The organism is Paenibacillus sp. FJAT-27812, from assembly GCF_001273905.1.
Taxonomy (GTDB): domain Bacteria; phylum Bacillota; class Bacilli; order Paenibacillales; family Paenibacillaceae; genus Pristimantibacillus.
In genome coordinates, this window is sequence record NZ_LIGH01000001.1 from 4,224,556 (window position 1) to 4,246,835 (window position 22,280).

Annotated in this window: 19 protein-coding genes and 2 pseudogenes; 18 read left to right on the forward strand and 3 right to left on the reverse strand. The window is 49.3% G+C overall.

Annotated elements, in window-relative coordinates:
- The first annotated feature begins 33 nt into the window (after positions 1-33).
- Genes ADU23_RS17815 through ADU23_RS17840 form a run of 6 tightly spaced genes read left to right on the forward strand, consistent with a single transcriptional unit; the run spans position 34 to position 9,999 of the window.
- Positions 34-2,247 (forward strand): alpha-galactosidase, encoded by a 2,214-nt coding sequence (locus ADU23_RS17815; protein WP_053374961.1) that lies wholly within the window; start codon positions 34-36, stop codon positions 2,245-2,247.
- A gap of 23 nt (positions 2,248-2,270) precedes the next feature.
- Entirely contained in the window at positions 2,271-3,497 is a 1,227-nt protein-coding gene (locus ADU23_RS17820) for a hypothetical protein (protein WP_053374962.1), read from the forward strand.
- Positions 3,498-3,502: 5 nt separating this feature from the next.
- Complete coding sequence (locus ADU23_RS17825; RefSeq protein ID WP_197286083.1) at positions 3,503-4,543, forward strand: glycoside hydrolase family protein; 1,041 nt, start codon at positions 3,503-3,505, stop codon at positions 4,541-4,543.
- Between the two features lie 3 nt (positions 4,544-4,546).
- Positions 4,547-5,524: a Gfo/Idh/MocA family protein gene (locus ADU23_RS17830; protein ID WP_053374963.1), complete on the forward strand. Its 978-nt coding sequence runs from the start codon at positions 4,547-4,549 to the stop codon at positions 5,522-5,524.
- A complete protein-coding gene (locus ADU23_RS17835) occupies positions 5,521-7,653 on the forward strand; it encodes a glycoside hydrolase family 31 protein (RefSeq protein ID WP_053374964.1) in 2,133 nt (710 codons plus the stop codon). The genes ADU23_RS17830 and ADU23_RS17835 overlap by 4 nt, the downstream gene beginning before the upstream one ends.
- A gap of 30 nt (positions 7,654-7,683) precedes the next feature.
- Positions 7,684-9,999, forward strand: a complete 2,316-nt coding sequence (locus ADU23_RS17840) for a glycoside hydrolase family 95 protein (RefSeq protein WP_053374965.1) — start codon at positions 7,684-7,686, stop codon at positions 9,997-9,999.
- Between the two features lie 105 nt (positions 10,000-10,104).
- Here the strand turns inward: ADU23_RS17840 and ADU23_RS17845 are convergent, their stop codons facing one another.
- On the reverse strand, positions 10,105-10,938 hold the full coding sequence (locus ADU23_RS17845) for a sugar phosphate isomerase/epimerase family protein (RefSeq protein WP_053374966.1): 834 nt from the start codon (positions 10,936-10,938) through the stop codon (positions 10,105-10,107).
- Between the two features lie 571 nt (positions 10,939-11,509).
- On the opposite strand from ADU23_RS17845, the gene ADU23_RS17850 reads away from it, so the two are divergent.
- From ADU23_RS17850 to ADU23_RS34245, 8 genes and pseudogenes are all read left to right on the forward strand, one after another.
- Positions 11,510-12,868: an ABC transporter substrate-binding protein gene (locus ADU23_RS17850; RefSeq protein WP_231637453.1), complete on the forward strand. Its 1,359-nt coding sequence runs from the start codon at positions 11,510-11,512 to the stop codon at positions 12,866-12,868.
- A 102-nt stretch (positions 12,869-12,970) separates the two neighbouring features.
- Positions 12,971-13,861, forward strand: coding sequence for a carbohydrate ABC transporter permease (locus ADU23_RS17855; RefSeq protein ID WP_231637454.1), 891 nt, complete (start codon positions 12,971-12,973; stop codon positions 13,859-13,861).
- A 12-nt stretch (positions 13,862-13,873) separates the two neighbouring features.
- A complete protein-coding gene (locus ADU23_RS17860; protein ID WP_053374967.1) occupies positions 13,874-14,752 on the forward strand; it encodes a carbohydrate ABC transporter permease in 879 nt (292 codons plus the stop codon).
- A 26-nt stretch (positions 14,753-14,778) separates the two neighbouring features.
- Positions 14,779-15,261 carry a VOC family protein gene (locus tag ADU23_RS17865; protein WP_053374968.1) on the forward strand — a complete coding sequence of 161 codons (483 nt, stop codon included), beginning with the start codon at positions 14,779-14,781 and terminating at the stop codon, positions 15,259-15,261.
- 36 nt (positions 15,262-15,297) lie between these two features.
- The gene (locus tag ADU23_RS17870) at positions 15,298-15,729 is read left to right on the forward strand and encodes a VOC family protein (protein ID WP_053374969.1); all 432 of its coding nucleotides are present in this window, start codon (positions 15,298-15,300) and stop codon (positions 15,727-15,729) included.
- A gap of 2 nt (positions 15,730-15,731) precedes the next feature.
- A complete protein-coding gene (locus tag ADU23_RS17875; RefSeq protein WP_053374970.1) occupies positions 15,732-16,139 on the forward strand; it encodes a VOC family protein in 408 nt (135 codons plus the stop codon).
- A gap of 229 nt (positions 16,140-16,368) precedes the next feature.
- Positions 16,369-16,605: pseudogene (locus ADU23_RS33645) on the forward strand (RNA polymerase subunit sigma-70); the annotation flags it as partial.
- Between the two features lie 507 nt (positions 16,606-17,112).
- Positions 17,113-17,262: a DUF5677 domain-containing protein gene (locus ADU23_RS34245; protein WP_442950610.1), complete on the forward strand. Its 150-nt coding sequence runs from the start codon at positions 17,113-17,115 to the stop codon at positions 17,260-17,262.
- Positions 17,263-17,788: 526 nt separating this feature from the next.
- On the opposite strand, the gene ADU23_RS17890 is transcribed toward ADU23_RS34245, so the two are convergent.
- Positions 17,789-18,253, reverse strand: coding sequence for a hypothetical protein (locus ADU23_RS17890; protein WP_053374973.1), 465 nt, complete (start codon positions 18,251-18,253; stop codon positions 17,789-17,791).
- Positions 18,226-18,657, reverse strand: a complete 432-nt coding sequence (locus tag ADU23_RS17895) for a hypothetical protein (RefSeq protein WP_053374974.1) — start codon at positions 18,655-18,657, stop codon at positions 18,226-18,228. Before ADU23_RS17895 ends, ADU23_RS17890 begins: the two co-directional genes overlap by 28 nt.
- A gap of 151 nt (positions 18,658-18,808) precedes the next feature.
- On the opposite strand from ADU23_RS17895, the pseudogene ADU23_RS17900 reads away from it, so the two are divergent.
- The 4 genes and pseudogenes from ADU23_RS17900 to ADU23_RS17915 form a co-directional block, all read left to right on the forward strand.
- Positions 18,809-19,081 (forward strand): annotated as a pseudogene (locus ADU23_RS17900) (type I restriction endonuclease subunit R); the annotation flags it as partial.
- 37 nt (positions 19,082-19,118) lie between these two features.
- Entirely contained in the window at positions 19,119-19,400 is a 282-nt protein-coding gene (locus ADU23_RS32185; RefSeq protein WP_269433170.1) for a helix-turn-helix domain-containing protein, read from the forward strand.
- Positions 19,397-21,055, forward strand: a complete 1,659-nt coding sequence (locus ADU23_RS17910) for a sensor histidine kinase (RefSeq protein WP_053374977.1) — start codon at positions 19,397-19,399, stop codon at positions 21,053-21,055. Before ADU23_RS32185 ends, ADU23_RS17910 begins: the two co-directional genes overlap by 4 nt.
- A 15-nt stretch (positions 21,056-21,070) precedes the next feature.
- Entirely contained in the window at positions 21,071-22,096 is a 1,026-nt protein-coding gene (locus ADU23_RS17915; RefSeq protein ID WP_053374978.1) for a response regulator transcription factor, read from the forward strand.
- Positions 22,097-22,280: the final 184 nt, after the last annotated feature.

Genomic DNA, 22,280 nt, shown 5'->3' on the forward strand with positions numbered 1-22,280 from the left:
GGACGCTAAGCTCGTCCGCATTGGAGGAGAACGATGACGATCGTATATGACGAGGCAGCGCAGACATTCCATCTGCAAAGCCGATCATCCAGCTATATCATGCAGCTTGTGAGAAACAAATATCTCGCACATGTTCATTGGGGCGGTAAAGTCAGGGGCACAAGCGCCGGTGCGCTGCTCGCCATCCGTCGCAGATGCTCATTCTCGCCGTCGACGGATCCAAGCGATCTGACGCTGTCGCTCGATACGCTGCCACAAGAGCTTCCCGGCTTCGGAGGCAGCGACTTCCGGGTTCCTGCCTATCAAGTCCAGGTTGAGGACGGAACGACGGTCAGCGAGCTTGTCTATGAATCGCACCGCATCTATGCCGGCAAGCCTGCGCTTAGCGGTCTTCCTTCAACTTATGCCGTGGAGGCAAGCGAAGCAGAAAGCCTCGAAATCGTTCTGGTCGATCCGATCATAGGCTTGAAGGCGATTCTGACCTACACGACGTTCCGCGATTTGGACGCCGTGGCCCGCTCGGTTCGCTATATCAATGAAAGCGGCGCTCCGATGAAGCTGCTGCGCGCGCTCAGCATGAGCATCGACTTTCCCCATGATGACTTCGACATGCTTCAGCTGCCCGGAACGTGGGCAAGAGAGCGCCACATCGAGCGTCGTCCGCTCGCATCCGGCGGTTCGGTCATCGAGAGCAGAAGGGGAGCGAGCAGCCATTCGCTCAATCCCTTTATTGCCCTTCTCTCGAAGGACACGAACGAATTGCAAGGCGAAGCCTACGGCTTCAGCCTCGTGTACAGCGGCAGCTTTGTGGCGCAGGCAGAGGTTGACCCCTATCATACGACCCGCGTCGCAATGGGCATCAATCCATTCGACTTCTGCTGGCATTTGGAGCCAGACGAGTCGTTCCAGGCGCCGGAGACGGTACTCGTGTATTCGTCGGAAGGGCTTGGCGCGATGTCGCGGACGTATCATAAGCTGTACCGGACGCGCTTATGCCGAGGAGCTTTCCGCGACCGGACGCGTCCCGTGCTGCTCAACAACTGGGAGGCGACGTACTTTGATTTTGACGCAGACAAAATCGAGGAGATCGCACGCGAGGGCAAGGAGCTTGGAGCGGAGCTGTTTGTGTTAGACGACGGCTGGTTCGGCAAGCGGGATAATGACAAAAGCTCGCTTGGCGACTGGTTCGTCGACAAGCGCAAGCTGCCTAAAGGCTTGCCGAATCTAGTCGAGCGTGTAAGCAAATTGGGCATGCAGTTCGGCATTTGGTTCGAGCCGGAGATGGTTTCACCGGAGAGCGAGCTGTACCGCGCCCATCCGGACTGGTGCCTTCATGTGCCAGGACGGCGGAGAACGGAGGCGCGGCAGCAGCTGGTGCTCGATTATTCCCGTCAGGATGTGAGGGATTACATTGTCGGGACCATTAGCAGCGTCCTGCAAAGCTCTCCGATCACTTATGTCAAATGGGACATGAACCGCAATATGACGGAGGTTGGCTCAGCGCTGCTTCCGCCAGAGCGGCAGCGCGAGACTGCGCACCGCTGCATCCTCGGATTATATGAGGTGCTGGACCGACTCACTTCGGCATTCCCTTATGTGCTGTTCGAGAGCTGCTCCGGCGGCGGCGGCAGGTTCGACCCAGGCATGCTCTACTATATGCCGCAAACATGGACGAGCGACAACACCGATGCGGTTGAGCGTCTCAAAATCCAGTACGGAACGAGCATCGTTTATCCCATCAGCGCGATGGGCGCCCACGTATCCGCCGTTCCTAATCATCAGGTGCACCGGACAACGCCAATCGAGATGCGCGGCCATGTCGCCATGTCCGGCAACTTTGGTTATGAGCTGAATCCGGCTTTACTGACCGAGGCAGAGAAAACAGCAGTGAAGCAGCAGATCAGCTTGTACAAGGATATGCGTTACCTCATCCAGAGCGGCGAGTTCTACCGCCTTCGCAGTCCGTTTCATGGGAACGATACGGCATGGATGTTCGTGATGGAGGATGGCTCCGAGGCGATGGTCGGCTATTTCCAAGTGTTATCCGAGGCGAACGCGCCGCTTAAGAAGCTTCGGTTGCAGGGGCTTAACTCCGAGCATGACTATCTGCTCTACGATGCGGATCGGCCTGAGGACGGCGAAGAGCTGCTTGGCGGCGACGAGCTGATGAGGGTTGGACTAAAGCTTCCGATATGGAAGGGCGATTTTCGCAGCAAGCTTTACCGATTAAAAAGGGTCACAACTTAAAGCAGATAAAAGGAGAGGTTCGCATGAGCTCGATTGGGAATGGTGGGAATACGAAAGAACAATTCATAAACCATGTGATGGCGCTGCCGGTATTCGATACGCATACCCATCTGGTGGGTGATCGTCTCAGCGCGCGCGACTTCTGGGAAATCGCGCATTATTTCTGGCTGTTCCGGGAGCTGCAAGCCGGCGGTTACCCGGCTGATTCCGAGAAGCTGCCAGAGGAAGAGCGCATCGCCGCTTTTTTGAATGCATATAAGGAAACGAGAAGCACGTTGATGAATTGGACTTTTACTGCGATTATGCGGGAGCTGTATCGCATTGAGATTAAGGATGCTGAATCTATCAGAGAAGCGATAGCCGCAGTTAAACGGTCAAGTACGGATGAAGGCTGGGCACAGCAAACGGCAGACCGGCTGAATATCCGCAGGTTCGTCGTGAATCATCCGGAGCATGCCGTATTTGAAGGGATGCGTGAGCATGCTGTACTTATACCTCGGATAGACGGGGCAATAGGGAAGTGGGTTGACCGCGTGGCGCAATCGGCAGATCCAGCCGGCGAGTTTTTGGGCGTGCGGTCAGAGATTAGCCAATTGCTCGGCAGTTATGGAGCAGCAGGCTTGCCCGGCGTTATGACGACGCTGCCTGCATATGAAACCAGCGCTCATATCCGATACACGATTAGCGACAGCAGCACACGCGACGAAATTATGATGGAGCTGCTGCATGCCGTATGCGCCGCGTCAGAGCAAAACGGCTTGATCGTCCAGCTATTCCTAGGCGTAGAGCGTTCGTGGTGCGGAACTGCTTTTCCGGTAAACGACACGGAAAGAATTTTGAAGCTGACCGCTTTATTTGAGAAGTACAGCTGTTCATTTGAGCTTGTGCTTGCTTCTGAGCTTAATAACCTAGACGCGGTGCAGGCGGCTTGGAATTTCCCGAATGTGCATATCGGCGGCATGTGGTGGTTCAACTTCCGTGCCAGCACCTACCGGGACAGCATGCAATACCGGCTTGAAGCGCTGCCCGCCAGCAAAAGCTCGGTTATCGTATCCGATGCCCGCTGCATGGAATGGAGCTTTGGCAAAATTATGTTAGTCAAGAAGCTGGCCGCAGAATTTCTATGGGAGCGGTTGGAATCGGGATGGATCGATGAGGAGACTGCTTTGCATACGGCTCGGCAGTGGCTGTTCGAAAGTGCGTCCAAACGGTACGCCATGAAGGAAAAACATTTGACGGCTAAGGGGTGAGAGTGATGCATGCAAGCAGCATTGCAGGGAGAATGCTGCCCGCTCCGAGAAGCGGCGGCTTCAAGATGGAAGGCTACTGGGTCTGGTGCGGATCCGTCGTAAAAGGTGAGGATGACCGGTTTCATATGTTTGCCTCCAGATGGCCGATGACGGTGCCCATGCATCCGGGCTGGCTGTTAGCCTCCGAAATCGTAAGGGCAGTATCCGATACGCCGGAAGGGCCTTATGTTTTTCAGGAAATCGTGCTTCCGGCAAGAGGCGCGGAATATTGGGATGGGCGCAGCACGCATAATCCGCATATCGTCAAGCATAACGGCGTCTATCTTCTCTATTATATGGGCACCACGCATCCATTGCCTGAGCCGGTTGCCGGCATGGAATGCGGGCTTGGCGATCCGCGAACCATCGTTGCCCGTTCGAACAAGAGGGTGGGACTTGCGGTTTCGGATAGCGTATTCGGTCCGTGGAGGAGGAGCGATGCTCCGCTGCTGCCGACTCGTCCCGGCCGCTTCGACAGCTACTTGACTTCGAATCCGGCACCGTGCGTTAGGGAAGACGGCTCAGTGCTGCTTATCTACAAGGCCCGGCGGCATGAAGGCAATGATTTTGGCCAAATGACGATTGGAGTTGCCGAGGCGGAGCATTGGAGCGGGCCTTACAAGGTGATGTCAGAGGAGCCTGTATTCCCGCCTGCTGAGTTCCATATTGAGGACCCGTTCATATGGCAAACGCAGGAAGGGTATTCGCTTATTGCGAAGGATATGGACGGCACGCTCGGCGGTGAGAAGCATGGCGGCATACAAGCCTCCTCCAAGGATGGCATGCAATGGGCGCTGTCCGAGCAGCCGCAAGCCTACTCGCGCACCGTCCGCTGGGATGATGGAACGGTTCAGACCATGGGAAGCATGGAGCGTCCGTTTCTATTGTTTCAAAACGGCAAGCCAACCCATTTATTCGCGGCTGCGGCTGATGGGCCGGGCGGATTTCAGAAAGCTTCCCAAACTTGGAATATGGTCATTCCGCTAGCGGAATCGGAAGGAGAATAAGCGATGAAAGCAATATTAGTTGGTCTCGGAAGTGCAGGCTTTAGCTGGTACAAAAGATTGAGAGACAGGGGCTTGCTCGCGGCAGTCGTTGAGACGGACCCCGCCATGAAGGCTAAGCTGGAAGAGGCTCCTTATCCGTTCTATACCTCTCTGGAGGAGGCGCTTGCGCAAGAGGAGGCCGACTTCCTCGTTAATGTAACTTCTCCGGCTGCGCATACGCGGGTCAACCATGCTGCATTTGACAGAGGCCTGCCCGTGCTTTGCGAGAAGCCCATCTCCTTCGATTATTCGGAATCGATAGAGATTGTTGCTAGAGCGGCGAAAGAGAATATTCCGTTCATGATCGCCGAGAACTACCGGCGTTTTCCCTATGTGCGCAAAATGAAGCAGCTGCTGGACGAGGGCATCATCGGGGCGATCTCGACGATCGACATACAGTTCCGCCGTTATCATCAGGTGCAGCGGAAGTATGCGGTGCGCATTTTGGACGATATCGGCGTACATCACTTTGATATGCTTCGTTATTTGACCGGACGCGAGGGGAAGGCCATCCAAGCGAAATTGTATAATCCGCTTGGCAGCTGGGAAGAGGAAGGCGCGCTTATTAACGCGAGCGCCATCATTGAGATGGAAGGCGGAATTATAGCCGGTTATGCGGCGACGATCGCCTCGCGGGGGCCGGAGACGTTATGGGCCGGCGACTGGCGAATAGAGGGGACAAACGGCGCGCTGGTGCTGGCAGGCAAGGAGATTCGCATTTACAAAGAGGATGGGACAGAGGTCATTAATGACTTTGCCGATGTTGGCGAGACGGATACGTTAACGGAGTTTTTGGCTTCGCTTGAAACAAGGCAGGAAGCGGAAACAAGCGGCAACGATTATCTGCTTACGCAGGCGCTTGTCCACTATGCCAATCTGTCCGGCGAATCGGGCCATAACATACAAATTGAACTGCCGGATTTGGGGAGGACCATACAATGACAACTTTGACATGGACGGAAGCTGCGCCGGGTGTATGGCGTGCCACAATTGGAGATTCGCAGGCGCTCACGCCGCTATCGTTAATCGGAGCAGATCCGAGGCTGGAGGCGCTTAAGCAGATGGCGAAGGCGAATCCACCCTTTGAATGGGAGGAGGTCCGGGTTGACAATTCGGTCAGCGGACGCCAAATGCTCACGCTGCCGCTTTCGGCTAACGAGAAGCTTTACGGAACGGGGCTGCAATTCATGCGAATGAACCAGCGCGGACGAACCCGCTATCTCCGCGTGAACAGCGATCCGAAGCAGGATACCGGAGAGACGCATGCGCCGGTTCCTTTCTACGTGAGCGACCGCGGGTATGGCGTGTTAATCGATACGGCGCGTGCGGTCACGATGCATCTCGGCTCGGCGCTTCGCCTTGACGAGACGAGCGCGGAGGATGCAAAGGACCGCAATCGCGATGCAAAATGGCGGGCGACGCTGCCTTCAGCCCGCGCGGAGGTCCGCTTGCCGGAGGAAGGCGCGGACATTTATGTGTTCGGCGGTCCATCGCTTGGCGATGCGGTAAGCCGCTACAATCTGTTCTGCGGCGGCGGTACGCTGCCGCCGAAGTGGGGACTGGGCTTCTGGCATCGCGTGCCTACCTTATTCAATGAGGAGGAGGCGCTTGCGGAAGCGATGGAATTCCGCCGCCGGGATTACCCTTGCGACGTAATTGGTTTGGAGCCGGGCTGGCATAGCCGCAGCTATCCGGTAACGTATGAATGGGACGCGGAGCGGTTCCCTGCTCCCGAACGATTCGTTCGCAAGCTCGCGGATAACGGCTTCCGCGTCAACCTGTGGGAGCATCCTTATGTGTCGCCGGAGAGCGAGCTTTATCCGGCGCTTAAGCCGCTGTCCGGCAATTACTCGGTATGGGGCGGGCTTGCCCCTGACTATGCGCTGCCGGAAGCGCGGGAGCTGTATGCCAAGCAGCATAAGGAGAAGCACGTTGCGATTGGCGTATCGGGCTACAAGCTGGACGAATGCGATGGCAGCGAGCTGACCAACAATTCTTGGATGTTCCCAGAGCATGCCCGTTTTCCATCCGGGCTTGACGGTGAGCAGATGCGGCAAGTTTACGGCCTAATGTTCCAAAAAATGACGAATGACCTCTACCGCGCGGACAACCTGCGCACCTGTGGCCTTGTCCGGGCATCAAACGCAGCGGCTTCCTCGCTGCCCTATGTGCTTTATTCGGATCTATATGACCACAAGCAATTTATTAGGGCGCTGTGCAATTCCTCCTTCAGCGGATTGTTGTGGTCGCCGGAGGTGCGCCGTGCGCGCAGTGCCGAGGATTGGGTCAGAAGAATGCAGACCGTCTGCTTCTCGCCGCTTGCCATGCTGAATGCTTGGGGCGACGGAACAAAGCCTTGGTCATATCCTGAGGTCGAACCGATTATTCGCCGCTACATCAAGCTGCGGATGCGCTTGCAGCCTTATTTATATACAGCGTTCGCTGCTTACCATGAAAAAGGCATTCCTCCCTTCCGCGCGATGCCGTTTGTCGTTACACCGGAGGAGCTCGTCCACGCCGAGCAGCAAAGGATGGAAGCGGAGAAGCTGAATACGACGGATGGAGCCTACGGAAAGCGCGTCATTCCGCAATGGGACGACCAATATATGTTCGGGGATTCGCTGCTCGTCGCGCCGCTCGTTGAAGGGGAGTCCGAGAGAGATGTGCTCTTGCCGTCCGGCTCATGGATCGGGTTCGAGACGGGAGAGCGGCATGAAGGGGGCGGCGTTATCAGGGTTCGCGCTGGGCTGGATACGATACCTATATTTGTGCGCGACGGCGCGGTTATTCCGATGATGGCTTCGCAGCCGCATGCGCTCCGCCCAGGCGAGAAAACTCAGCTTGAATTCGTGCATTTTGGATCTGTTGCAGGCTCATGCCTGCTGTACGATGACGATGGAGTAACGTTGGATCATGAAAACGGCGCTTGCGGCTGGTGGAAGGCGGAAGTAACGAAAACGGAGGAAGGCGGTTTTCAAGGCGTGTTATCCGGCGATTCGAAATTACCGGCTTCTTATTCCAGCGTGAAGTGGCGCTTTGCCGCGATAGGGCTGGCACTACATGACGAATAGACGGATGGACTAACGCGAGGGGGTAGAAAGATGGAGCGACGACTATGGTACACAGCGCCCGCAAGCAAGTGGGAAGAGGCGCTGCCTATCGGCAACGGCCGGCTTGGCGGCATGGTGTTCGGCGGCGTAGCCAAGGAGACTGTACAGCTGAACGAGGATTCGCTGTGGTACGGCGGCTCGATCCGCGGAAATAATCCCGATGCGCGAACGAATCTACCAAAAATCCGACAACTGCTTATGCATGGCAAGCAAAATGAAGCGGAGCATTTGGCGCGGATGGCGCTGATGTCGAGTCCCAAATACCTTCACCCATATCAGCCGCTCGGCGAAATGCTGCTCTGGACTCAGGGGCATGAAGGATTAGTAGAGGGATACGAGCGTGAGCTTGACCTGGAAGATGCGATAACCCGCGTCAAGTACAGCCGGAATCAGGTTTTGTATCAAAGAGAGTACTTTAGCAGCGCGGTTGATCAGGTTATGGCTGTTCGTCTGACAGCTGACGTGCCGGGCGCGATAACGGTTGGCGTCAATTTGATGCGCCGTCCCTTCGACGAAGGGACGGCGGCGGCAGGCGAGCGGGCGATTATGATGAGCGGTCAATGCGGACCAGGCGGCGTGCAATATGCGGCAGCGGTAAGTGCTGCTGCCGAGGGCGGGACCGTACGCGTCATCGGAGATTTCCTCTCGGTTGAAGGGGCGGACGCGGTAACGCTGCTGCTCGCGGCTAATACCTCCTTCCGCCATCCTGATCCAAAGCAGACTTGCCTTGATCAGCTGCAAGCTGCAAGCCTGCTGTCTTATGACGAGCTGCGGGAGCGGCATGTGAGCGATTACTCGGCATATTACGAGAGGGTGAAGCTTGAGCTGCATGGCTCAGCGAATCAAGCGGCTGAGGCTGGACCTGAGCAATCCCAAAAGCTGGCAACCGACGTTCGGCTGCAGAGACTGGCAGAGGGAGCGGAGGACGCGGAGCTATTTGCGTTGTATTATCAATTTGGCCGTTATCTTCTTCTTTCCTGCTCGCGGCCGGGCACGCTCGCAGCTAATCTGCAAGGCATTTGGAACGCTAGCTTCACGCCTCCATGGGAGTCCAAATATACGATTAATATCAACACGCAGATGAACTATTGGCCGGCGGAATCCGGCGGGCTGCCGGAATGCCATGAGCCGTTGTTCGATCTTGCGGAGAGTATGCTCGCATCGGGCGGAACGACAGCTCGCGAGATCTATGGCTGCCAAGGATTCGTCGCTCACCACAATACAAATTTGTGGGGAGACACGCATGTCGAGGGCGTTCTGGTCTCTTCCTCCATCTGGCCGATGGGAGCAGCGTGGTTATCGCTCCATTTATGGGAGCATTACAGGTATGGGCTGGATGAGGAGTTTTTAAGGCGCCGCGCTTATCCGTTATTGAAGGAAGCGTCTTTGTTTTTTCTCGGCTATATGACTGAGGATGGCGCAGGCAGGCTGATTACGGGTCCTTCGCTCTCGCCGGAAAACCGTTTCATAAGACCAAACGGAGAAACGGGGACGCTTTGCATGGGACCATCGATGGACAGCCAAATCGTTCATGCGTTATGGAGCTCTTGTATAGAAGCACAGCGAATATTGGGCATGGAAGATGGGTTTCTCCGCGAGCTGGAAGAAGCGCTCGCCAAGCTGCCTCAGCCTGAGATTGGCAAGCACGGACAAATTATGGAGTGGCTGGAGGACTGGGACGAGGCGGACATCGGGCATCGGCATATCTCGCAGCTGTTCGCGCTGCATCCCGGCGAGCAGATTCATGTACGGCGTACGAAGGAGCTTGCCGAGGCAGCGAGACGGACGATCGAGCGGCGGCTTTCGCATGGAGGCGGCCACACGGGGTGGAGCAGGGCTTGGATCGTAAACTTTTGGGCTCGGCTAGAGGACGGCGATGAAGCCCTTTCCCATCTCCGGCAGCTATTGACCCATTCGACGTATCCTAATCTGTTTGATGCGCATCCGCCGTTTCAGATCGACGGTAACTTCGGCGGCGCGGCAGGCATCGCTGAGATGCTGCTGCAATCGCATGCCGGTGAGCTTGCTTTGCTGCCGGCGCTGCCTGCTGCTTGGAGCAGCGGAAAAGCAACAGGGCTGCGAGCTAGAGGAGCATTGACGGTCGATCTCGAATGGGAGGAAGGTTTGCTTAAGGAAGCCAGCCTTACGGCTAAGAAGAGCGGGGACTGCTGCTTGAGTTATGGAGCGGGTTCTATTGTGATTTTTGACGGCGATAAACGGATAGGTGAGCATACCGGCTCTGCTGCCGCAAAAATCCGGCTGGAAGCGGGCAAAACCTACCGGGTCATTAGCCATACCGATGTATAAGCAAACAGGGACAACGTCGATTCATTCCTTACAATAGCCCTTGATGATAGCAAAAAGGGCTATTGTGAATGAGCAAAAGAGCAATTGGCATGACTCCCGATTAGACTACAGGGATATATTTAGCTCCGAAGCCGTTTTACGTATATAATCCGACGCTTGCTTGTATTCTTCATTGGTGGACAAATGCTCGATGATCAGCGTGACATCCGGGTGCAGCTTATTTAACTCGGTTAGGAATGTCCGATAGTCCAGTGCGCCTAAGCCAGGAATGACCTCATCCATATGTACGGTTAGGTGGCCGCGCAGCAAAATATCTTTGGCATGGCAATTGCGAATATAAGGAGCCAGCTTCGCAATAAAATCTTTGATCATCTCCCCGTTCCGGTAGTAGACCCGAGGGCTGGAGACGATATTTACCGGGTCAAAATGTACGCCAAACCCTTTGCGGTCAATCGCTTTGATTAACGCGAGGTAGGTGTCGGCCGAATCGGGGAACACCCATGGCATCATTTCCAGTGCAAATACGGTACGCTCGGGTTTGACCGCATCAATAATTTCACGTGACGTCTCGACGATCAGCTCGAACGTCTCATCGCTGAAGTTGTCGGCGTCCGGGCCGTCCCACTGTTCGCCGCGGGAGCCTGCGATGTTCACGCAGCAATTGGCAGCTATTCGTTCTGCCAGTTCGAGTCGTTTGATACAGTAGGCGATCGCGTTTTTCCTCGACGCATCATCTCGGCTGATAGGGTTGCTCCATGCACCGACCTCAGAAATGAGAATATCATTTTTCTCAGCCGCCTTCAGATAGCCATCAAGCTCAGCCATATCGTCATCACCGTTGATTGGACAGGTCGTTGCTCGGAAGCCCGCTTGTTTTAACGCATGTGACCAGCTGTCAGGATTTTTATCTTCTAGAAATACTTGCCCGCCAAGCCGCATTGTAATCCCTTCCTTTGTCTGTAGATTATTTATATAGCAACAATAATGATGTTTCGAAAAGTATATCATGAACACGTGTTTATTCAAGCCCTGACTTTATAGAATTGAAATGTGCTGCGATTTTTTTTTATTTTTTATTGTTGTGAAATGGATTGACAGCGATTTTATGCATTGTGTATGATGAATTCATGAACACGCGTTTACGTGATGGATTAAACGCAACAGAATACGGTACCTAAAATAGGCTAGGCGATTGCTCGTGCAAATGGATGTAAGTTGGCGGGAGAGCAGGTTTCCACCAATTCCGAAGAGTAAGCTATAGTTGAGCATCGCTGCGCAGATCGAAATTCATGTCGAAGAAGCCAAAAATTTTAGCAAAAAATAAACACGTGTTCATGATAAAAGCGTCTTATACTCGATGTCATGCGGCATTTTGTCGAAAAATGAACACGTGTTTACGCTAATTTGGGAGGAGGGGATTCACATGTAGTTTTCTCCGGCGTTTAGGAAGAAAACAACCACATGTTAGGTGATTGCGACTGACTAATACTTTATTTAAGGGGGATTTTCCGTGAAAAAAGGATGGACGACATTAGTTGGCATCATGCTTTCCCTTATGCTCGTAATAACGGCCTGCTCAAGCGGCTCTGATCAAAAAAATACGGCGGAAAAAGATCATTCGGATGGCAGCGCTGCTGCGACGACGGATAACGGGGGAGAGCTTAATTACTGGTATCCTTGGGGCGGCGATTCCGAGAAGTGGGACAAATGGCGGATGGGCGAATTTGAAACGAAAAACCCCGGCTATAAAATCAATGCCACTTACGTACCGCCGGATGGCGGGTTGACGAACGGCAAGCTCGTATCAGCCATTTCGGGTAAAAATCCGCCGGATGTTGTTATCAGCTCCGAATATGCAAGCGCTTACTCGCTTGCTGCGCAAGGCGCGCTGGAGCCTCTGGATGACTATCTTGCCGCGCTGAATTTCCAAGAGTCAGACGTACTTTCGTCTTTTCTGCCGCTGATGAAATATAAAGACAAAACCTATCTCTATCCGCAGGACTCCAACGTCAACCTGCTCTATTACAATGTGGCCATGTTCAGGGAAGCCGGCTTAGATCCTGATAACCCTCCCCAAACAATCGAGGAGCTTGATGCAGCAGCGGAAAAGCTTACGAAAATAAGCGACAGCGGCTTTGATCGATTGGGCTTCATTCCTTGGATCGACGCCGGGGATGATTCCTTCCTATGGGGCTGGGTGTTCGGCGCTAATTATGTTGACGAGGCTACAGGTTCGATTAAGCTGAATGATGACCATCTGGTCACGATGTACAACTGGATGAACAAATACGCGCAAAAGTACAATCCGGAAAAAATCAAATCGTTCACGTCCGGCTTTGGCGGCGCCTTCTCCCCGGATCATCCATTCTTCACGGGCAAAGTTGCCATGACGGTTAACGGGAACTGGTTCGCCAATGCACTGAAAATCTATGCGCCCGATACGGAGTACCGCGTAGCTGCCATTCCTTATCCAGAAGGCGGCCGCGAGAAAGCGACTACGTTTGGAACAAACGTATTTATGATCCCGAAAGGGGCTAAAAATCCGCAAAATGCGATGAAGTTTATTATGTTTGCCGGCCAGCCGGAAATTCTCGCGGACAACATTAACACCTGGCGCTCGATATCCATCTATACGAAACCAAGCGACGCCATCAAGTGGGATAAAGAAAACGACCAAGTGTATAAAGTCGTTCGTGAAGTCGCAGCTTCGCCGAATTCCGGACATCCAGCGCTGACGCCTGTAGCCAAAGAAATGTCCAATGAGTTGATACTGCTGCGCGACAGCGTCATTTATAACAACAAAGACCCCAAGCCTTTACTTGAAAATGCAGAGAAAAAGATCCAAGCAGCATTGGACAAAAAGAAATAGGTTTAGCTTTGAGACTGCTGCTCCCGGACAGGTTTGCTTGTTCGGGAGCGCAGGCCTCCGACAGCTTATGTCCAATAAAAACGCACAAGGCGGTGAAAGTACGTGAGAAGTTCTGTCCCAGCCCTGAAGCCAGCCCCATTGTTGCCTGCGAAGCGCAGATCCAAGAAGCTGATGGAACGATTGGAGCTCACAGCGGTATACGTGATTTTGAGCCTAACGGCGCTCGCTTTTATCCTTCCTTTCCTCTGGCTGTTATCCGGTTCACTCAAGAGCAGTTCGGAGCTGTTTGCGAATCCCCCGATTTGGATTCCAAGCAAGCCGCAGTGGTCCAACTTTTCGACTGCTTTTGGTGAATTTCCGTTTCTGCTGTACTTGCGCAACACGCTGACGATTGCGGGATTTGGAATCGTTGGCGCCGTTATTTCAAATACCTTGATTGCCTATGGTTTCTCGCGCGTGGAATGGAAGGGACGGGACGGCGTATTCGTTCTAGTGCTCGCTACGATGATGCTGCCGTTCCAAGTAACGATGATTCCATTATTCATCATGTTTCAGAAGCTAGGCTGGATCGGAACATTTCTCCCGCTCATTGTTCCTGTCTTTTTTGGAAATCCGTTTTTCATTTTTTTATTGCGCCAATTTCTCATCGGCATTCCGAAGGAGCTGTCTCAGTCCGCTAAGGTTGATGGGGCGAGCGAGTTCCGAATCTATTGGCAAATGATTTTGCCGTTATCTTTGCCCGTCGTCACCACGGTCATGATCTTCTCCTTCATTGGCTCATGGGGAGATTTTATCGGTCCGCTCGTGTTCTTGAGCGACAACAAGCTGTATACGTTATCGCTTGGCATCCAGCAGATCATGTCCGTTAATGATCCGCGCTGGCCGCTATTGATGGCGATAGGCATTAGCATGACGGTGCCGGTGCTGATCATTTTCTTTGTCCTTCAGAAGTACTTCATTCAAGGGATCGCTTTTTCGGGAATCAAAGGATAGGGGCGAACAGTGATGAATATGGCCAGAAAAAATGTGCTGAACGGATTGTTGTTTATTTCTCCTTGGATTGTCGGTTTCCTATGCTTCACTGCATATCCCCTTATCAGCTCGTTTTATTATTCGTTAACCGATTACGATATCATCAATCAGCCCGTATTTGTTGGACTTGAGAATTACAAGACGTTGTTTACCGGTGACGACCTGTTTTATAAAGTGTTGAAAAACACGCTGTATATGGTTTTTGTCGGCATTACCGTCATTACGATTTGTACCATTTTTATATCGATTCTTCTTAATAACAAAAAGGTAAAAGGCATGGCTTTTTTCCGGGTCGTCTTCTTCCTGCCGACTTTGGTACCATTCGTCATCCTGTCGATTTTATGGGTTTGGGTGCTGCAGCCCGACTCGGGTGTGGTGAATACGATACTCGGCTGGTTTGGCATTGATGGTCCCGGCTGGTTCTCCAGTCCGACTTGGTCTAAGCCGTCTTTTATCCTGATGGGATTATGGGGTGCAGGTGGCTCGATTATTATTTACCTTGCGGGCTTGCAGGGCATACCGGAATCGCTTTATGAAGCCGCGTCGATCGACGGTGCGAACTCGATGCAGAAAATTTTTTCCGTCACGCTGCCCATGCTGCGGCCTGTTATTCTTTTTAACGTGATTACGGGCATAATCGGTACCTTTCAATCTTTTGCGGAGACGTTCATTATTACGCAGGGCGGGCCGAATGGGTCAACGATGTTCTACTCCTTATATCTGTACCAGAATGCCTTCCAATACGCCAAAATGGGATACGCGTCGGCTATGGCATGGGTGCTATTGCTTATCGCGCTTACCTTCACGCTGATTTTGTTTAAAGTTTCAAACCGCTGGGGCAATAACGACTAATGCTGTTAATTGAAGGGACGTGCTGTATGAACCATATGGATAACGCTAACCTGACCAAAATCGGGCTTGTCGTGGATAACATTGAAGAAGCTGCCAGACGTTACTGTGCTTTATTTAAGCTGCCGATGCCGGAAATTCAAGTGCCATCGCTTGATGATCCGCCGGCTAGCCAAACAGATGACTCTTATACGTGGTACCGCGGAGAACGCAGAGATACCCGGACAAAATTCGCGAATTTACAGATGGGTCCCGTAACCATTGAGCTGCTAGAGCCGCTTGACGAGCCTAGTCCATGGAGCGAATATAAGCAAAAGCATGGGCAGGGCGTACACTTTATCACCTTTACGGTGGAGGGCTTCGAGCAGCATATCGATTTTCTGGAGCAGCAAGGGCTTCCGCTCATTCACAAGGGAGAGTACGGCTCGGGGCGCTATAGCTATTTTGACTCGGAGCAGGCGCTTGGCGTTACTTTAGGCGTTCAGGAGATCGGGCCAAAACGGGAGCTTTAAACACTTTTGACTTACTTAATTAGAAGGAGAGTTCATATGATAAAAGGAATTGCGCATAACGCGCTGCGCGTGACGGATATGGAGAAGTCTCTGCATTTTTACTGCGGCATTGCAGGCTTAACGAAAGCTTTTGAAATTCATGATGATCACGATAAGCCTTGGATTGTTTATTTGAAGGTGGCGGACGGGCAGTTTTTGGAATTATTTTATGATGGCGTTAAAGTACCGGAAAATAGATACGCGCCTGACCTTATCGGGTATCACCATTTCTGCTTTGAGACGGATAACATCGTGGAGCTTGCGAAGCGGTTCCATGCGAACGGGCTTATGGAGGGCGACCAGCCAGGCCATGGCAAGGACTTGAACTATAATTGCTGGATTCACGATCCCGATGGCAATGCCGTGGAATTCGTTCAGATCCATCCGGATTCACCGCATGCCAAAAGCAGCTTGGGAAAGGAGGTATAACGATGTTAAAAGGCAATGCACATGTGGCGTTTGTCGTATCGGATATGGAGAAATCGCTTCATTTTTACTGTGACGTATTAGGCTTTGAGAAAGCTTTTGACCTTGAAGATGATAATGGCAATCCTTGGATTAATTATTTGAAGGTGGCGGAGGGGCAATTCATAGAATTGTTCTACGGCGGTAAGCGGAATTACGTTCAACATCCGAAAAATGCGGGCTCGGCGCACATATGCTTCGAGGTGGACGATATATTTGAAATGGCTGACCAGCTCAAAAAGCATGGCATTAAGGTTGACGTGGAGCCAAAGCGCGGCAAAGACCACAATTACCAATGCTGGGCGAAGGACCCTGACGGCTTCCCGATCGAATTTATGCAGCTTGATCCAGACTCCTTGCAAAGTAAGAGTTAGGTGTTGGCTTTGGCATGGGCGTAGGCATAGATATAGACATAGGAAATCGAGCAGGCTTAGGTTAGGAATCTGCTAAAGTTCGAGTAAATTCTTTTTCGCGATTCGGCGTACATGCACTTCTAGGCAGCTACCCACATACACTAAAGAACAGACTTCAATGTTCGCCCGGATCGGAAAAGCCAGAAGGTTTTTCCGGTCTGAGGTAATACAACGTGGGGGTGTACGGTAAATGCCTGGACTGTTCTCAGCGATCGCGCTTTTTATTAAACAGCTTTCACTTCTTGTCTCTTATGTCAAAAATAATGCTTTTCCTCAACCGCTTCAAGAGGAGGAAGAAACAAAGCATTTGCAATTGATGGCAGAAGGTAATCAGCGTTCCCGTAACCTGCTCATTGAGCACAATCTCCGCTTAGTCGCTCACATAGTGAAGAGGTTGTGGACAAGAAACGATGTCATTTCGAACTTATAAGAATCAAATACTGTGAATAGTGTCACCCATACATATTTGAACCTCGTCCTAAAGCATTAAGGTTGGCAAATCATTACTAAGTCGTTAGAGGTACTTCTATGGTTCAAATAATTTAAAAAAGCCGCCGATGAGCGGCTTTTGTTTTTTGTGGGCGAAAATTATCACAGTTTCTCAAGGTGCTACGAGTAGAAAAGTACATCTTGCCTCACGGTGACCGGTAGGTCGAATAGCAGCACTTTATGATACATTATCCTGCATGGGAAAAAGCCTTATATATCAAGGATTAAGTGGTATTTCAAACGTTGAAAAAGCGAAGGCGTGCCCCCTTTTTTCACACATAACCATTGTAATTGGCTCAAAATGCGTCGTTCCAGAAATAGAGAAAAAACTGGATCAGTTGGGCGAAATGATAAGGCATGTAGAGATTTTGTTAGAGGAACCCATTAGGGAGATACCCGGGGTTATTCCAAATGGGATATTGGTTCCTATCCTATCCATCGTAAAGTGCTTGAGAAAGCGGATGGCATTCATGTCAATATAGACAATGGAACGGTACAAGTTTCACAAGGTAAAATGAGGACGTTGTTTGAGAATCTTGTTTACTTAACGTATATGCTGAAAAACGATACTGAAAGGAAAGCCAAAGCTTACTAACTAGGCTGGTTAAAATCGCAATTATCTATTATGTGAATTATGGAGTCGAATACCCCAAAAGCAAAAGTGATGGCTGCTGTTTTAGAAAGTGAACAAAAAGCTGAATTGTCCGGTTCCATCATTTTGACGCGACGCATTTGCTAATTAATCCCGGTTACAATACTGACAACTTCATATGTCATATTTGCATCAAAAGGGTCATAAAGGCTGAATGTTACTGTTGCCTGATCGAGAAATGATTTTTCAATTAGTTGGCAAATTTCTGTCTCTCTCATTCTTTGGTCACACCATATCCCGGTACATGATTTCAACTCCACCGGCCTAATTCATTAATTAACAGAATCACCTTGATATGGGAATTCGCGTTCGTGTTATAACCCTCGATTTAGATAACTAATCAAGATTCTTCTTATTTTGATGTGTATATATAAAAAAATCCGACTCATATTTTGGTCGGTTTGATTAAAATTTTTTATTAGGGAACAAAATTAAGAAATAATTGGGCCACTTGAATAAATTTCTTGGATTAGATGTTCGCTTCCACAAAAGATTTTAAAGAATGATTAGTAAGTTTATGTCCCATAAATCTCTCTGCTAATTTTGATTTAACTCCTTCAAAAATATTAGTTTGTCCATTTGTTGGAAGACTTCCTTGACTGATTGAAACTTGATTAAGAAAATGAACTAAGATACTACTATCTTTCTCTGGTACAGTTGCAAATTCTTTGAGTTTTACGTTTATCTCTGGCTTAAGAGTATGAATGAGCGTCGACTCTATAAAATTAACACAATCTTCAACGTATTCTGTAATTGGGAATTTATCTTTGCTACTTTCAAATTGTTTAATTATTTCATAATATTGCTTATCATTGTCACTAATATTTGGTAAACCAATCCATTCGATTGGGTATAATAATTCGGACTGCGGCTTAATTATATACTCGCCATCATTATCAATTAATCTTATTTCGAAATTAGTTTGAATTTGCATTGTATATATTTATCCATTCCGTCATATTTTGGATCATTCAAACATTGCGTTGCTTTATGCCCGTTTCCGAACCGATTCGATTTATTGTTTTCAGTCTTGCCAACGTACACTACTTCTCCTGGGAATCTATGATCATTTTTTTTCTTTGTTTCTACTACAATGAAATATATAGGTGAGAATTGTTCAATATTAGGATCATCCTCGTTCCAATAGCGGTGAAGTGATATGTGAGGTTTTAAATAGTATTGAGCAGGAAAAGTTGTATGTGCTTCGTGTACAACATATTTTTCGGTTAATGACAATCCGAAGTGTTTTACAACTACACATTCATTAATTTTTAATGCCAATATCCTTGGTAATTCACCACTGTTAACAAGAGTGTCAACTACTTTATACGATTCCACATCTTAGCCTCCTACTAATCAAATTGTTTTGTAATAAATTTATCATAAAAACCCAATTTAAACAGAATAAAATTTTGAAAAAGGTATTTCACGTTCTTATATTGAAATATGACTAATGGCCTATTTCTTGCAGTTTGTTCGGAGGATCTCTATGAATAAAAAAAACCTTAAAGAACGAAATATATGCACGAAATATATTACTCCTGCTCTAGTCCAGTCTGGATGGGATGTGCAGAAGCAAATTCGAGAAGAAGTTTCCTTCACAGATGGACGAATTATTGTGCGAAAGAAAATTGTCACTCGTGGCGAGAAAAAACGTGCAGACTACATCATTTACTAAAAAGCCAATATCCCAATTGCAATTATTGAAGCCAAAGATTACCATCATTCCATTGGATTAGGAATGCAACAAAATCTAAGTCATTGAATCAACAATTTTTACACAAGTATTCGCGGACTTCATCAGCAAGTTCTTTTCAAAGTATTTCAAGAAAAAGGCGGGCATATCGTTCATTGATTACGTCAATCGAAAGCGCATTGCGAGAGCGGAGAGAATGCTGGCAGCCGATAAGAAGAACATAACCGAAATTGCTATCGAAATAGGAATCGAGAATATGGCACATTTCTATGAGTTATTTAAGCGCTACGCCGGCTGTACGCCGAAACAATATAAAAAAAATGAGCGAGGCGCCAAATCTATTATTATAATTGATCAATACATCATGGGGAGGCACAATAAGTGATCTTTCATTCGTTAATAGGCCGTTTAGGCAGTATGTTGATAATCGCGACGATGGTACCCATCGTTCTAATCGGCTTTATTACCTATCAATACATTTATATCGATCAAGTAAATCGAGTCGAGGACGATTTGCATAATCGAGTCGTAGCTGAAAGTACAGCACTTGAAGGATTATTGGACGATTTGAGCAATGCGTCACAAATGCTTGTCGTTGACGGTGGGATGGGCAGAAATGTGATCGATTATCTTGCGGAGAGCGATGCGTATAATCGAGCGCTGTTATTCGCTCGTACGAATCAGTCCTTGATCAATATCTATCTATCGAATCTGAGTTTGGGAGCCGTGTTTTTTTATTTCCCCAATCAGCCAAACCATGTGCAATTCGCCAATATGACCATCAAGGATCCAAGCGATATTTTCAAACGACCGAGTCTGTATCGCGCCAACGATTTGACCTATTATGGTCCCCATGAAAGCATTGGCGCTGGAGAACCTGAACTCGTATTTTCACTGATAAGAATGTTAAGAGATGACCAAGGAGAATCTATCTATGTTTATTTAGAGATCAAACTTGCTTCGGTCATTCAAAATATGTTTTCGCAAAATACAGTAGGAATGTTGGTCAACCATACGATGACAAGTGCCGATGGAGTGATGCAGTACAGCGATGCGAAGGGCGATTTAGCCCACTATCACTCTATTACATCGACAAGTGATGAGGGATGGACACTCTCTTTGCTCATTCCAACATCGGAGTACAATCAGGAAATAAGAAAATGGTATAATCGATTTTTGTTCATTTCGGGCTGCTCGCTAACAATAAGCATGTTGCTAGCCTACTTGATCTGGAGAATGGTCAGTCATCCATTACGTCAAATAAAAACCGTAATTAAACGGTTTACGATAAATTTATCCGACGAATCCGAGCCAGACATTCGGCTTATCGAATTTAAAGATCTTCTGTACAATTTCGTACGAATGAGGGATCGAATCGTCGAATTGATTTCTGAAGTCGAAGCGAAGGAAAAACGAAAAGGGGAGCTTGAGGTTGAGAAGCTGCTAGTTCAGATCAATCCGCATTTCATTCATAATACTCTGAATACGATTCAATGGCTTGCCCGTATGCACGGTCAAACGGATATTGCGAAGCTCGTTACTATTTTTACGCGAGTTTTGCATTATAATTTGGGCAAGAAATCAATGATTGTCAAGGTAGCCGAGGAAGTGCGTGCAATCCGGGATTATGTGGAATTGCAGCAAATACGCTATGATCACAAGTTTGATGTACGTGTCGTTGTTGCTGCCGAGGTTGAGCAAGTTCCGTTGCCGCGATTTGTTCTGCAACCGCTTGTAGAGAATGCTTTATATCATGGTCTGGAGAACAGTGACGGTTACATTGAGGTGTTTTTGAGCAAGACTGAAGATAATTCCATCCAATTGGTCGTTGCTGACAGCGGGAAAGGGATGTCTGAGGAACAGATTGCCATGATGAAGCAAGGTAAGCTAGAATCGGAGGAGAAAATCGGGCTTGGCATAGGGCTGCGCTACGTGTTCAAGATGATTAATACTTATTATGGTGATCGGGCACAATTTCTTATCGACAGCAAGGTAGGCAAAGGCACAAAAATCACGATTATTATTCCCGATCACATGTAAAAAGGAGCGCGGTATATGATTAACGCACTGATAGTGGACGATGAAAGTATCGTCAGAAAAGGCTTACGGATGATGCTTCCGTGGGATCGGTTCGGCATCCAAATCATCGGAGAAGCTCCAAATGCGGAAAAAGCGTTAGATATTATGAAAGACCGGCAAATCGATTTGTTGTTCACCGATATTACGATGCCGGGAATGAACGGACTTAAGCTTCTTGAGCGTGTGAACCAGATGGATTCTACGGTTTCGACAGTCATTCTAACCTGTCACCAGGACTTTGACTTCATTCAGGAAGCGCTCCGCCTTGGCGCAATCGATTACATCGTCAAGACCCAATTGGAAGATATGGATGTCGATCAATTTTGCGGTCGCATTGTCAAGCGAGTGCAGGAAACTTTGGCAACGCGGTCGGAGCCTGCAGCTTCTCTCGATGAGATTGCAGTGACGTGGCAATCTGTTCTATGGCTTGTTGACGACAAGTGGTTGGAGAGAATGACGCAAGTATACGCCCCGGCCATTGAGGAGGAGCGAGTGTGGAATCGGCTGATCCAGGAGGCATATACGGTTTGGCAAAGCAAGCTCATGGATAACATTCCCGATGGATGGATGAGCCAACTTCTCGACTTACGGATGCCCCGGTCGCAAGAGTTGACTGCAATCTTGCGATCGGGACGCGAGGACATAATGCAAATTTTTCGTCGCAGCGGTTACTCCGAGGAGGTCATTCATTCAGTCATACAAGCCAGTGATTATATACACCTTCATGCAGGAAGAAGATTGAGTCAATCCGAGATTTGTACGTTTGTTAATTTGAGCAAAAGCTATTTCAGCAAATGCTTTAAGGACATCATGAATATGTCTTTTGTCGTCTACTTACAGGAGACGAATATCCGCTATGCTCAAAAGCTGCTTCGAACGACCAATCATCCGATTTACTGGATAGCCGAACAATCGGGATTTCTAGATGAGAAATATTTCAGCAAGATTTTTAGAACGAAAGTAGGAATGCTTCCAACCGAGTATCGGTTAACTTGCCGATAAAAAAACGCCATGCCTGTAAAATATTCATACCATTTGCTCAATTCATTCTCTCTCGCGCATCGGATTATTCCGTGTATGATTCAATTGAGGAACAAGCGAATCCTTTACATCTTTAAATGAAAGATAGTCTTGAAAGCGTTGACATTCTTGATTGTCAGTCTCGAAGAGCTTGACAACTTCGCAA

Coding starts and splice junctions, on each gene's coding strand:
- ADU23_RS17815 (WP_053374961.1), top strand. CDS start 34: ATGACGATCGTATATGACGAGGCAGCGCAGACATTCCATCTGCAAAGC.
- ADU23_RS17820 (WP_053374962.1), top strand. CDS start 2,271: ATGAGCTCGATTGGGAATGGTGGGAATACGAAAGAACAATTCATAAAC.
- ADU23_RS17825 (WP_197286083.1), top strand. CDS start 3,503: ATGCATGCAAGCAGCATTGCAGGGAGAATGCTGCCCGCTCCGAGAAGC.
- ADU23_RS17830 (WP_053374963.1), top strand. CDS start 4,547: ATGAAAGCAATATTAGTTGGTCTCGGAAGTGCAGGCTTTAGCTGGTAC.
- ADU23_RS17835 (WP_053374964.1), top strand. CDS start 5,521: ATGACAACTTTGACATGGACGGAAGCTGCGCCGGGTGTATGGCGTGCC.
- ADU23_RS17840 (WP_053374965.1), top strand. CDS start 7,684: ATGGAGCGACGACTATGGTACACAGCGCCCGCAAGCAAGTGGGAAGAG.
- ADU23_RS17845 (WP_053374966.1), bottom strand. CDS start 10,938: ATGCGGCTTGGCGGGCAAGTATTTCTAGAAGATAAAAATCCTGACAGC.
- ADU23_RS17860 (WP_053374967.1), top strand. CDS start 13,874: ATGAATATGGCCAGAAAAAATGTGCTGAACGGATTGTTGTTTATTTCT.
- ADU23_RS17865 (WP_053374968.1), top strand. CDS start 14,779: ATGAACCATATGGATAACGCTAACCTGACCAAAATCGGGCTTGTCGTG.
- ADU23_RS17870 (WP_053374969.1), top strand. CDS start 15,298: ATGATAAAAGGAATTGCGCATAACGCGCTGCGCGTGACGGATATGGAG.
- ADU23_RS17875 (WP_053374970.1), top strand. CDS start 15,732: ATGTTAAAAGGCAATGCACATGTGGCGTTTGTCGTATCGGATATGGAG.
- ADU23_RS17890 (WP_053374973.1), bottom strand. CDS start 18,253: ATGCAAATTCAAACTAATTTCGAAATAAGATTAATTGATAATGATGGC.
- ADU23_RS17915 (WP_053374978.1), top strand. CDS start 21,071: ATGATTAACGCACTGATAGTGGACGATGAAAGTATCGTCAGAAAAGGC.